Here is a 12,393-nt window from a genome sequence, read left to right on the forward strand (position 1 = left end):
CGTGCCCCGCTTCAGCGTCATCGTCCCGGTCTTCAAGGTGCAGGGCTTCCTGCGCGAGTGCCTCGACTCCGTCCTGGAGCAGTCGTACCCGGACCTGGAGGTGATCGCCGTCGACGACTGCTCCCCCGACGGCTGCGGCGCGATCCTCGACGAGTACGCCGACCGTGATCCGCGGGTGACGGTGCTGCACCTGCCGCGGAACGTGGGGCTGGGCCGGGCCCGCAACGCCGGAATGCCGCACGCCACCGGGGACTTCCTGTTCTTCCTCGACAGCGACGACACGCTCACGCCGGGCGCGCTGCGCGCCATGGCCGACCGGCTCGACGAGACCGCCGACCCGGACGTGCTGGTCTTCGACTACGCGCGCACCTACTGGTGGGGCGGCACCCGCCGCAACGTACTGGCGCGGGTGCTCGCCGAGGGCGGCGACGGCACCTTCACCGCCGCCGAACACCCGGAGATCCTCGAACTGCTGATGGTGGTGTGGAACAAGGTCTACCGCCGCGACTTCGTCGAGGGGCACGGCTTCCGGTTCCCGCCCGGCTACTACGAGGACACGCCGTGGACGTTCCCGGTGCTGCTCAGCGCGGAGCGGATCGCCACGCTGGACCGGATCTGCCTCGCCTACCGGCAGCGCCGCCAGGGCAACATCCTGTCCACGACCAGCCGCAAGCACTTCGACATCCACGAGCAGTACGAGCGGGTGTTCGCGTATGTCGACTCCCGTCCCGAGCTGTCCGGCTGGCGCCCGTATCTGCACCGCAAGATGGGTGAGCACTGCCTGGACATCCTGGCCAAGCCGGACCGGCTGCCCGAGGCGGACAAGGGTGAGTTCTTCCGGCGTACGGCCGCCCTGTTCCGCACGCACGGCGGCGGCCCGATGCCGCCCGAACTGCGCGTCCTGGACGGCGGTTACACCCGCTACCGGGTCCGCCGGCAGGCCGCGCGCGCCGCGAAGGCGCTCGACGAGCGCGGGCAGCGGATGCGGGCGGCGGCCGCCGGACGGATCCGGCACGGCTGGTCCGCCGTGCAGGAACTGCGGCCGCTGGACCCGGACCTGGCCGTCTACTCGGCGTTCTCGCACCGCGGGGTGCTCGGCGATCCGGCCGCCGTCCACCGCGCCGCCCGTGAACTCGCCCCGCACATCAGGGCGGTGTGGGTGGTGCGCGAGGACCAGGTGCCGCTGCTGCCGCCCGGCATCGAGCACGTCACGCCCGACTCATCGCGCTACCACCAGGTCACCGCACGGGCCACGTACTTCGTCAACAACGTCAACTGGCCCGGCACACTGGCCAAGCGGCCCGGAAGCGTCCACATCCACACCCACCAGGGCACCCCGCTGAAGTACATGGCGGCCGACCTGCTCGGCAAGCCGGGCGCCCGGCACGGCTTCGACGTGCCGCAGATGCTGCGCCGCGCCGACCGCTGGGACTACAGCCTGGTCGCCAACCGGCACTCGGAGCTGGTCTGGGACCGCGCCTACCCGTGCCACTTCACCTCGCTGCGCACCGGCAGTCCCCGCAACGACGTCCTCGTCCGGGCGCGGCCCGAGGAGGGCGCCGCCGTCCGCGCCAGGCTCGGCATCCCGGCCGGCCGGACGGTGGTGCTGTACGCGCCGACGCGCCGCGACTACGTCCGGGGCGGACACGTCGACCGCGTCGACCTGGCCCGGTTCGCGGACGACCTCGGCGCGGACCACACCCTGGTCGTACGGCTGCACCCGTCGCTCGCGGACGGGCCCGCGCGCGGTCTCGGCCTCGCCGAGCTGCACCGGCGCGGGGTGCTGGTCGACGGGACGGACGAGCCGCACGTCGAGGAGCTGATGCTCGCCTCCGACGTGCTGGTCACGGACTACTCGGCCCTGCTCTTCGACTACGCCAACCTGGACCGGCCGATCGTGGTCCACGCGGACGACTGGGGCGCCTACCGGGCGAGCCGGGGCACCTACTTCGACATCACGGCAGATCCGCCCGGCCATGTGTCGTCCTCCTACCGGGAGCTGGCGTGGCTGTTCGCGTCCGGGGCGTGGCGGGACGGGGAGTCGGCGCGGCTGCGGGCCGGGTTCCGGTCGCGGTTCTGCGAGTTCGACGACGGCCGGGCGGCCGAGCGGGTGGTCCGGACCCTGATGCTGGGCGAGCGGGACGCCCCGGCGCCGGTCCGGGTGCCCGCGCCCGCGGGGCACGACGTCCGGGTGTCCTCGTGACGTCCGACGCCCCGGCCGGCCCCGGCGGGCCGCCGCGTCCGCGGCTCCGCGGCGGGCGGGCCCTTCGCGCCCGGCTCCGGGACCGGGCTGGGCCCCGGCACTGGGTGGTCCTGGTCGCGGTGGTCTTCGCGGTGCTCCAGCTCGCCAACGTCACCGGCCGGGACACCCCCGACACCAAGAACTACCTCTCGTACGCCCTGGGCCTGCGCGGCGAGGACAAGCGCGGGGCGGCGGCGACGACCATCGACTACGTGTGCGCGGGGAAGGCGTCCATCGCGCGCCGCAACCAGAGCGTCGACGTGATCCGCTTCCACCTGCCGAGCCCCACCCGGCGGGTCACCGAGGAGTGCCGGCGCGAACAGTGGCGGCAGGTCGACGGGCGGCTGCGGGCCGGGCAGACGGCGGGCCACACGGTGCCGTTCATGCCCTCCCGGTTCATGCGGATCTTCGAGGCGCGCCCCGGATATCCGGTGCTGCTGGTGCCCTTCGTCACGGTGCTCGGCGTGACGTGGGGGCTGTGGGCGGCGGGCGTCCTCGTCACCGTCGTGGGCGGCGTCTTCGCCTTCCTGGTCCTGCGCACCGTGCGCGCCCCCGCCCGGGTGGCCCTGACCGGGCAGGTGCTGTTCCTCGTCCTGCCGTGCGGCACGACCGCCATGCGGCCCATGACCGAGGGCCTGCTCCTCGCACTGACCCTGGCGGCGCTCTGGGGCTGTGCGCTGGCGCTGGAAGGCCGGGTGCGGACCGGCGCCGCCCTGGTGGGCGGCTCACTGCTGCTGCTGTTCACGGTGAAGCACTCGCAGGCGCTGTTCCTCGGGGTCTGTCTGGCGGGCGCGTGCGTGGTGATCGGCGGACGGCGGGCCCGGCGGCGGGGGGCGCGGCCGGTGCTCAGGGGGGTGTGGCAGGAGCTCGGGCGGCCGTTGCGGACGGTCGCGGCGGTGGCGGGCTGTGCGGTCCTGGCGACCGTGCTGGCGGCGCGGGTGCTGCGCTACCCCTCGGAGTCGGAGAGCCTTCAGGACCTGCTCACCGGCCACTTCGGGCGCCCCGACCGGAGCCGGCCGTGGCGGGAGTTCCTCCACCTGGAGGCGAACTTCTGGGTGGAGTGGCTGCGCCGCCGGCTGTGGGACCCGCTGTTCCTCGCGGCGCTGGCCGCCGGTGCGTGGGGGGCGCTCAGGCAGCGCCCCGCCTTCGGTGTCCTCGTCCTCGCGGCCGCTTTCACCGGCGTCCTCAACCAGGCCGGGCACCCGGACATCAACATCTACGGGGACCGGCTGATCGTGCTGGCGTGGCTGCTGCCGGTGCTGGGGCTTCCGCTGCTGCTCGAGCGGGCCGCGGGGCCCCGGGCGCAGCTCTCCGGCACGGTCCCCGGACCAGTGCGCAGGGACGCGTCCGTGTCCCGGTAGGCCTTGTCCGGCGGCGGGAAAGCGGCGGGAAAGGGGAAAGAGCGCATCCCCCGATGAGGTGACTCGCCGCTAGGGCGTTGACGCCAGCGGGAACGTACGTCAAATGCCCCGAATCGCTCCGCCCCGCTCGCTGCCCGCTCCGCCCCGCCCGACCCCTTCCGCCCGGTGAGCGCCGGCCTTCTCGTCCGGCGCGCCGTGCACGGCGCCACGGCGCTGCGCGGCGGCCCGTCCTGGCGCCCGACCCCGTACCAGGTCGTCGGAGGCCTGTTCTGGCTGGTGATGTCGCTCGCCTACTGGCGGGTCCCGATGTGCTGCGACTTCGGCCAGCACGCGGCGGTCGTGGAGCGGCTCAGGGCGCGGCTGCTGCACCCGCGGCACCCGATGGCCGACCTGCCGGGCGCGGGCAGCCCGTACTACTCGCCGTACGCCGTCGTGCAGGGGGCCTTCGCCCGGGTGACGGGGCTCCCGGGCTGGGAGGTCGTGCGGCTGTCCGCGCCGGTCAACCTGCTGGTGCTGCTGACCGGCATCGGGCGTTTCGTGCGGGTACTGGCGCCGGGCCGCCCCTGGGCGCCCGTGTCGGCGCTGCTCGCGATGGTGCTGCTGTGGGGCACCGAGCGGGCCTGGTGGAGCGGCTACCTCGGGCTGATGTCGATGACGGGCAACCTCGGCTACCCGTCGACGTTCGCCATCGGTCTCGCGTTCTGGGCGTGGGCGCTCACGGGGTCGCGCGCGGCCGGCCTCGGCGGACCCGTCCGGTACGTCGGGCCGAGCGGCCTCAGGAGCTTCTCCGGGTACGCCGGGGTCGGTGTCCTGTACGGCCTGATCCTGCTCGTCCACCCGATCACGTCGGTGGCGGCGGTGCTCGGCGCGGTGGCGTTCGTGGCGGCCTGGCAGCGCGGGTGGCGCGGGGCGGTCGTGGGCCGGTGGGCCGTGGCGGGCGGCGCGGCTCTGCTGGTCGCCGCGTGCTGGCCGTACTTCGACGTCTTCGCGCTGGCCGGCGACACCAGCGTGGACGCGATGCACCGGCGGCTGTACCAGGGGGTGCCCGACCAGTTCTGGCTGGCGCTGATCGGGGTGCCCGCGCTGTGGGTGCGGGGCCTGCGGGCGCGGGGCGGCGGGCGCTGGTGGCGGGCCGGCCGGGATCCGCTGGTGCTGATGTTCGTCCTGGAGTGCCTGGCCGTGGCGTACGGCTGGGTCAGCGGGCACTACACGTACGGCAGGATCCTCGGGCTGACGCTGGTGCCGCCGCAGTTCGCCCTGGCGGTGGAGCTCGCGGCGCCGCGGCCCTGGCCGTTCTGGCGGCGCGCGCTCGGCGGGACGGCCGCCGTCGGAGCCTGCGTGGGGTTCCTCACCGTGCAGGCCGGGGCGGTCGTGCCGCGCTCGGTCGACCCGGTCGGCTTCGCGCAGCCGCCGCACTGGCCGACGTACGAGTGGGCGGCGCGGCACATCGGTCCCGGCGAGGTCGTCATCACCGACGGGTACTACGCCGTCCACTCCATCGCCGGGTACGGGCCGAACCTCGCGGCGCCCGCCTGGCCCGACGCCTCCCTCGACGAGGGGGCCCGGCTGCGGCGGCTGGCCGCGGTCCGCGCCTACCTCGACCCGGCGTCGACGCGCGCCGAACGCGCGGCCGTCGTGCGGCGCTACCACGTGCGCTGGCTGCTGCTGACCCGCTGGAAGCGGGTGCCGCGGGAGGCGGTGGTGGTGGCGTGGAGCCGGACGACGGGCGAGGTGCTGGCGCGGGTCGCGTGAGCGCCCGGGGCCGAGGGCCCCGGGCGCTCACGGTGTCGCGGATCCGTTACTCGACGACGATCTCGACCGGGATGTTGCCGCGGGTGGCGTTGGAGTAGGGGCAGACCTGGTGAGCCTGGTCGACGAGCTTGCGGCCCGTCGCGGCGTCCACGGAGTCGGGCAGCTCCACGCGCAGGGTGACGGCCAGGCCGAAGCCCTCGCCCTGCTTGCCGATGCCGACCTCGCCGGTCACCGCGGCGTCCGTGACGTCTACCTTCGCCTGCCGACCGACGAGGCCGAGGGCGCTGGCGAAGCAGGCGGCGTAACCGGCCGCGAAGAGCTGCTCCGGGTTGGTGCCCTCGCCGTTGCCGCCCATCTGCACCGGTATGGCCAGCTGGAGGTCCAGGCGCCCGTCGGAGCTGACGGCGCGGCCCTCACGGCCGTGGGTGGCGGTGGCGACAGCGGTGTAGAGCGTGTCCATGGAAGACCGTCCCTCTCACATCGTGGTGGTGACGGGCGGCCGGTCCGGCCGCCGCACAGCCACTATTAGAGCACGCAATTTAGTTGTGCACAACTTAATGATGGGCAAGAGCTATCCTGGAGGCATGACCGCCACGCCCTCCCCGGCCCCTCAGACGTCGCCCGACGGGGACTTCCTCCGCCTCGAACAGCAGATCTGCTTCTCCCTGAACGCCGCCTCGCGCGCGTTCGGCGGGGTCTACCGCGTGCTCCTGAAGGACCTCGGGCTCACCTACCCCCAGTACCTGGTGATGCTGGTGCTGTGGGAGCACGGCGAGCTGCCCGTGAAGAAGGTGGGCGAGCATCTGCGCCTCGACTCCGGGACGCTGTCCCCGCTGCTCAAGCGGCTGGAGGCGGCGGGTCTCGTACGGCGTGAGCGCAGCGCCCGCGACGAGCGGTCGGTGCACGTCCACCTCACCGGCGAGGGCACGGCCCTGCGCGAGCGCGCGCTGCTCGTGCCGCGCCGGATCGCCGCCGCGACCGGCTTCGAGCTCGGCGAGATCAACGAGCTGCGCTCCCGTCTGGACCGGCTGACGTCGGCGCTGGACGAGGCGGCGCTGACGGTACCGGCCTCCGGGGAGACACCGGGCTGCTTCTAGAAGCCCCCGCGCCGGTATGGCCAGCGCGAGCGGCAGCAGGGCCGAGCTCGTGGTGTTCCCTCAGCATCCGTGCGCATTGCCCACGTATCGGACGGTAATTCCCATCCGTGCGGCTTACGATCCCGTCCTGATGAGCGCCTCGACGAAACTCCGCCGCCTGGTCCCGCTCGCCGTCGCCTGGTCGGCCGCCCGCGCCCTGATGCTGTGGATGCTGGCCCACGACCACCTCGCCCCGCTCGGCAGGGGCGGCGTCTCGCGCGAGGTGGAGAACCTGTACTTCCGGTGGTACGGCGTCCTGTCGCACGGCTCGTACCCCTCGGGCGACCACCTGTGGCAGTACCCGCCCGGCGCGGGCCCGGTACTGCTGTCGCCCGCGCTGCTGCCGGCGCTGACGTACCTTCAGGCGTTCGTCACCCTCACGCTCCTCACGGACGCGGTGATCACGGCGGCTCTCGCGCGCGCGGGCACCCGGCCGGGCCGCAGCACGGCCGGCGCGTGGCTGTGGACGGCGAGCCTGCCGCTGCTGCTGCACATCCCGCTGGCCCGCTACGACGTGCAGGTCACGGCGTTCGCCGTCATCTCCCTGTTGACCGTGTCGCGGTCCACGCGGGTGTGCGGCGCGTTCGCCGCCCTGGGCGCCCTGGTGAAGGTCTGGCCGGCCCTGGCGCTCATCGGTCTCCCGCGGGGCCGCACGACCCGGGAGGCGTGGACGTCGGCCGCCGTCACGGCGGTCGCCCTGCTCGCCGTGCTCGCCGCCCTGTTCGACCACCCCTTCGACTTCCTGCGCCAGCAGGGTGGCCGCGGGGTGCAGATCGAGTCGCTCGGCGGCACGGTCCTCGGCCTCGCGCGCCACGCCGGCTGGCCGGGGCGGGTGCGGTACCGGTACGGCGCGATGGAGTTCGTCGGTCCGTACGTGCCGCTGGTCGCCGCCGCCTCGCTCGCGCTCACGGTGGCCGCCTTCGGCCTGCTGCTGCTGTGGCGGGTGCGGGCCCGGCGCTGGACGCCGTCGACGCCGTACGACGCCGCGCTCGGTGCCGTCCTGCTGTTCACGGTCACCAGCCGGGTGATCAGCCCCCAGTACATGGTGTGGCTGCTCGGCCTGTCCGCCGTGTGCCTGACGGCCCGGCACACCACCCAGCGGCCCGTCGCCGCGCTGATCGTGGCGGCGACCGCCGTCAGCTCGGTCGCGTACCCCGGTCTGTACGGGGAGGTCGTCGACAGCACCTGGACGGGCTGCCTGCTGATGGTCGTACGCAACGGACTGCTGGCCGGCGCCGCGGTGCTGTCCTTCCGGCGCCTGTGGCGGTCCGGGCTCCCGGCACCGGACCGGGCGACGCCCGACACGCCCCCGCGGAACCTCCGGCAGGTTCCGCTCGTCTTCCGCACAAGACACTAAACGGCTACAAACGGTACATTGCCCACAACTCCTACCGTTCCGGTCGTGGACTGCCATGCACCCTCATCCCGCCCAGGTCTGTGTCGTCGTCATCGGCTACGACGACGCCCCGCACGTGACGGACGCCGTGCGCTCGGCCCTCGCCCAGGGTCCGGCCGTCCGCGAGGTGATCGCCGTCGACGACTGCTCCACGGACGGCAGCGCGGAGCTCCTCGACGCCCTGGCCGCCGGTGAGCCGCGGCTGACGGTGCTGCGCCGCGCCGTCAACAGCGGCGGCTGCGGCACCCCCCGCAACGACGGGATCGACGCGGCGACGGCGCCGTACGTGATGTTCCTGGACAGCGACGACGTACTGCCGCCCGGCGCGGCCGACGCGCTGCTGACGGCCGCCGCCGAGCACGGCGCCGAGGTCGCGGCGGGCCTGTGCGTGCGGCGCGAGCTGCCGTCGGGCCGCGAGACCCGGTGGCAGCCCGAGCTGTACGCGAAGCCGGCGGTGGTCGCCCGCCCCGCGCGGCGGCTCCGTCTCGTCCACGACACGCTCTGCGTCAACAAGCTCTACCGCACCGGTTTCCTGCGCGAGCACGGCATCCGCTTCCCCGACGGCCGCTGCACCTACGAGGACTTCGTGTTCAGCGCGCGCGTCCTGGCCGCCGCACCGCGCGTCGCGCTCGTCCCCGACCGGGTGTACGTGTGGCACGTCCGCAGGTCGGCGGCGCACCTGTCCATCTCGCTCGACCGCGCCGGCATCGACAACTGGCACGCGCGCACGGAGGCGAACCGCGCCGCGTACGAGATCCTCCTCGGGGCCGGCGAGAAACGGCTCGCGCGGGCGGTGCGCGCCAAGTTCCTCGACCACGAACTGCGGATGTACGCGCGCGAACTGGAGCTGCGCGCCCCCGAGTACCGGCACGCGTGGTGGGAGAGCACGCGCGCGTACCTCGCGGACTTCGACGCGGCCGACTTCGCGCGGGCACGGGCACCGGGCCGGGTGATCGCCCGGGTCGTCCGGGCCGCCGCCGAACCGCGCGACCTGGCCCGCCTGAAGGAGCTGGCGGCCCGCCCGGCGCGGCTGTGCCCTCCGTACGCGCGCGCCGCCGACGGCACACCCGTCTGGTCGGCGGACCTTCCCGAGGTGGAGCTGGAACACCTGCTGGAGCGGCCGGTGCGGCTGCTTCCCGCCGCTGTGGACGCGGAGCTGCGTCCCCGCGCGCGCGGCACGCGCCTGCGGCTGCGCCTGCACGAGCTGTACGGGCGGATGGCGGAGGCGGGCCCCCGCTCGGTGGACGTCGAGTTCGTGCGCCGGGAGGACGGGCGGGCGGGGCCGCGCCGCACGGCCTTCCTCGCGGCGGACCCCGGCGCCGGCACCTGGTCCGCCGAGACTGCGGTGGACCTGCCGTCGCTGGGCTCGGGCACCTGGGACCTGCGCCTGCGGCTGCGGTTCGCCGACGGGACGAGCCGCGACACCACCGCCCACGCGGTCGCGGGGCCGGGGCTGCTGCGCCGCTCGGCCGTCCCGAGCGCCCGGCACGGCGTCCTGCTCGTCCAGCCGTACGCCACGCACTCGGGCGCGCTCGCGGTGCGACTCGCGCCGGGCCCGCGAGGCACGGCGGCAGTCGTCCGCCGCAGGCTGGCGCGCCTGCTTCACTGATACGCGACCGACCACCGGCCGGGCACCGGCCGGGCACCGGCCGGGCACGCACTCACCCGGAGCTCACCGACGAGGGGACGACCGACATGACCTGGCTGATCACCGGCGGCGCCGGTTACATCGGGGCGCACGTGGTGCGTGCGATGACCGAGGCGGGCGAACGGGCCGTGGTCTACGACGACCTGTCGACCGGCATCGCCGACCGGGTCCCCGCGGACGTCCCGCTGGTCGTGGGCTCGACCCTGGACGGGGAGTTGCTGGCCCGCACCTGCACGGAGCACCGGGTCACCGGCGTCGTCCACCTGGCGGCGAAGAAGCAGGTCGGCGAGTCGGTGGAGCTTCCGCTGCACTACTACCGCGAGAACGTCGAAGGTCTGCGGGTGCTGCTGGAGACGGTCACGGCCGCCGCCGTCCCCTCCTTCGTGTTCTCCTCCTCCGCCGCGGTGTACGGCATGCCCGGCGTCGACATGGTCACGGAGGAGACCCCGTGCGCGCCGATGAGCCCGTACGGCGAGACGAAGCTGGCAGGCGAATGGCTGGTCCGCGCGACCGGCCGCGCCACAGGGCTGTCCACGGCTTCGCTGCGCTACTTCAACGTGGCGGGAGCGGCGGCTCCCGAGCTGGCCGACGTCGGCGTCTTCAACCTGGTCCCCATGGTGTTCGAACGGCTGACGGACGACGCGCCGCCGCGGATCTTCGGCGACGACTACCCGACCCCGGACGGGACGTGCGTCCGCGACTACATCCACGTGGTGGACCTCGCGGAGGCCCATGTGGCCGCGGCCCGGGCGCTGGAGGTGTCGCCCGGCAGGGACCTGACCCTCAACATCGGCCGGGGCGAAGGCGTATCGGTACGCGAGATGGTCGACCGCATCAACGCGATCACCGGCTACGACACTCCCCCGACGGTCACCCCGCGCCGCCCCGGCGACCCGGCCCGGGTCGTCGCCTCCGCGGACCGCATCGCCACGGAGCTGGGCTGGAAGGCGAAGTACGACGTCCAGGACATGATCACCTCCGCCTGGGACGGCTGGGTCCGCCTGCACCCCGCCGCCGCCCGCAGCTGAGCACCGGCTCCTCGCGCGGTCGGATCCTGCGGGCGGTGGACCCGGCCGCACCGGCCCGCCGGCGGGACCGGACGAGATAGGGCCCGGACGTCACAGGGCCCGGACGTCACAGGGCCCGGAGCGCCGCCGCCGTGGCCCTCGCCAGACCGGCCAGGTGGTTCTCGGGCGGTTCCGGGTCGCGGACCACGACCGTGCGCCAGTAGAGCGGGCCGGACATGAGGTCGAGCGCGAGGTCCTCGTCGGCGTCCTCGCGGATCTCGCCGCGGGCGACGGCCGCCGCCACGATGCCGCTCGCGACGCCCTGCTGACCCTCGCGCAGCGCCTTCTGCATGGCCTCCGCGATGTCGGGGTTGCGGGCCGCCTCGGCCTGGAGGTCGGGGATGATCTGGCCGGCGACGGGGTGGCGCAGCGCGCGGGAGGCGACCTCGTACAGCAGGCGCAGGTCGCCTTCGAGGGTGCCCGTGTCGGGGGCGGGCAGGCCCTGGACCGCGACCGCCGAGACCAGGTCGAGCACGAGGTGGAGCTTGGAGCGCCAGCGCCGGTACACCGCCGTCTTGCCGACACCGGCGCGACGGGCGATGCCCTCGATGGACATCCGGGCGTAGCCGACGGCGGCGAGTTCCCCGAAGACGGCGGAGCGGATGGCCTCGGTGACGTCCTCGCGGAGCACGGCGGCCCCGGCGGGGGGCCTGCGGCGCGGCGCCGTGCCCGTGCCCGGTCCGGTGGAGTCGGCGTTCGTCGTCATGCCGACCAGCATAGGCCGTGACGACGAAACGGTTGCGTTCCGACGTCGAATCGCTCTACGCTCGCGTTGCGACGATACGGTCCCGTCCCGACGTGAACAGCCGGCAGCGCGCGGGTGACGGGGGCCTTCGCGTACCCCTCCCCCGAGCGAAAGCAGCGGATGTGAGCCAGGTCCTCCACGCACCGCCCCCCGCGACCGTGACCACCCCGGCGGCCGAGACCCCGGCGCAGCTCGCCGCGCGTCACGGCCTCACGGTCAGCGGCGCCCGCCCCACGCTGCCCGCGTACGTGCGCCGGCTGTGGGAGCGGCGGCACTTCATCACCGCCTTCGCCACCGCCAAACTCACCGCCCAGTACAGCCAGGCGAAGCTCGGCCAGGTCTGGCAGGTGGCGACCCCGCTGCTGAACGCGGCGGTGTACTACTTCATCTTCGGCATCCTGATGGGCACCAAGCACGGCGTGCCGGACTTCGTGCCGTTCCTGGTGACCGGCGTCTTCGTGTGGACGTTCACCCAGAGCTCGATCATGGCGGGCACCCGCGCGATCTCCGGCAGCCTCGGGCTCGTGCGGGCCCTGCACTTCCCGCGGGCCGCCCTGCCGGTGTCGTACTGCCTGCAACAGCTCCAGCAGCTGCTGTTCTCGATGGCCGCCCTGCTGGTGATCCTGCTCGGCTTCGGGGTGCCGGTCCGGGCCTCCTGGCTGCTCGCCGTGCCGGCACTCGCGCTGCAGTTCGTCTTCAACGCGGGCGTGGCGATGACCGTCGCCCGGATGGGCGCGAAGACGCCCGACATCGCGCAGCTGATGCCGTTCCTGCTGCGCACCTGGATGTACGCCTCCGGTGTGATGTGGAGCATCGACCGGATGCTGCACGACCGGGACGTCCCGCACGCGGTGCTGGTCGCCCTGCAGAGCAACCCGGCCGCCGTGTACATCGACCTCATGCGGTTCGCGCTGATCGACAGCTTCTCCGGGAGCCGGCTCCCGGCCCACGTGTGGGCGCTGGCGGCGGGCTGGGCGCTGGTCGCCGGTGTCGGCGGCTTCATCTACTTCTGGAAGGCTGAGGAGACCTACGGCCGTGGCTGACAT

At 74.0% G+C, this 12,393-nt stretch carries 10 protein-coding genes; 8 read left to right on the top strand and 2 right to left on the bottom strand.

The annotated features are described in order from the left end of the window. Position 1: 1 nt before the first annotated feature. The 3 genes from ACFYP4_RS08075 to ACFYP4_RS08085 all read left to right on the top strand — a co-directional run bounded on the left by ACFYP4_RS08075 (position 2) and on the right by ACFYP4_RS08085 (position 5,355). Entirely contained in the window at positions 2–2,203 is a 2,202-nt protein-coding gene (locus ACFYP4_RS08075) for a CDP-glycerol glycerophosphotransferase family protein (protein ID WP_388783748.1), read from the top strand. Between the two features lie 104 nt (positions 2,204–2,307). After that, the gene (locus tag ACFYP4_RS08080; RefSeq protein ID WP_388783867.1) at positions 2,308–3,603 is read left to right on the top strand and encodes a hypothetical protein; all 1,296 of its coding nucleotides are present in this window, start codon (positions 2,308–2,310) and stop codon (positions 3,601–3,603) included. Positions 3,604–3,768: 165 nt separating this feature from the next. Further along, the gene (locus tag ACFYP4_RS08085; protein ID WP_388783751.1) at positions 3,769–5,355 is read left to right on the top strand and encodes a hypothetical protein; all 1,587 of its coding nucleotides are present in this window, start codon (positions 3,769–3,771) and stop codon (positions 5,353–5,355) included. A gap of 46 nt (positions 5,356–5,401) precedes the next feature. On the opposite strand, the gene ACFYP4_RS08090 is transcribed toward ACFYP4_RS08085, so the two are convergent. Then, a complete protein-coding gene (locus tag ACFYP4_RS08090) occupies positions 5,402–5,815 on the bottom strand; it encodes an organic hydroperoxide resistance protein (RefSeq protein ID WP_358853699.1) in 414 nt (137 codons plus the stop codon). Positions 5,816–5,939: 124 nt separating this feature from the next. Here ACFYP4_RS08090 and ACFYP4_RS08095 point away from each other — a divergent pair, with 124 nt between their 5' ends. From ACFYP4_RS08095 to galE, 4 genes are all read left to right on the top strand, one after another. Continuing rightward, complete coding sequence (locus ACFYP4_RS08095) at positions 5,940–6,452, top strand: MarR family transcriptional regulator (RefSeq protein WP_358853698.1); 513 nt, start codon at positions 5,940–5,942, stop codon at positions 6,450–6,452. Positions 6,453–6,582: 130 nt separating this feature from the next. After that, the gene (locus tag ACFYP4_RS08100; protein ID WP_388783755.1) at positions 6,583–7,848 is read left to right on the top strand and encodes a glycosyltransferase 87 family protein; all 1,266 of its coding nucleotides are present in this window, start codon (positions 6,583–6,585) and stop codon (positions 7,846–7,848) included. A 55-nt stretch (positions 7,849–7,903) separates the two neighbouring features. Beyond that, entirely contained in the window at positions 7,904–9,496 is a 1,593-nt protein-coding gene (locus ACFYP4_RS08105) for a glycosyltransferase family 2 protein (protein ID WP_388783758.1), read from the top strand. 86 nt (positions 9,497–9,582) lie between these two features. Further along, the gene (gene galE, locus ACFYP4_RS08110) at positions 9,583–10,563 is read left to right on the top strand and encodes a UDP-glucose 4-epimerase GalE (protein ID WP_358853695.1); all 981 of its coding nucleotides are present in this window, start codon (positions 9,583–9,585) and stop codon (positions 10,561–10,563) included. A gap of 106 nt (positions 10,564–10,669) precedes the next feature. Here the strand turns inward: galE and ACFYP4_RS08115 are convergent, their stop codons facing one another. Next, on the bottom strand, positions 10,670–11,308 hold the full coding sequence (locus ACFYP4_RS08115; protein WP_388783762.1) for a TetR/AcrR family transcriptional regulator: 639 nt from the start codon (positions 11,306–11,308) through the stop codon (positions 10,670–10,672). 161 nt (positions 11,309–11,469) lie between these two features. Here ACFYP4_RS08115 and ACFYP4_RS08120 point away from each other — a divergent pair, with 161 nt between their 5' ends. Beyond that, entirely contained in the window at positions 11,470–12,390 is a 921-nt protein-coding gene (locus ACFYP4_RS08120) for an ABC transporter permease (protein ID WP_358853693.1), read from the top strand. Positions 12,391–12,393: the final 3 nt, after the last annotated feature.

The organism is Streptomyces sp. NPDC005551, from assembly GCF_042871785.1.
Lineage (GTDB): Bacteria > Actinomycetota > Actinomycetes > Streptomycetales > Streptomycetaceae > Streptomyces.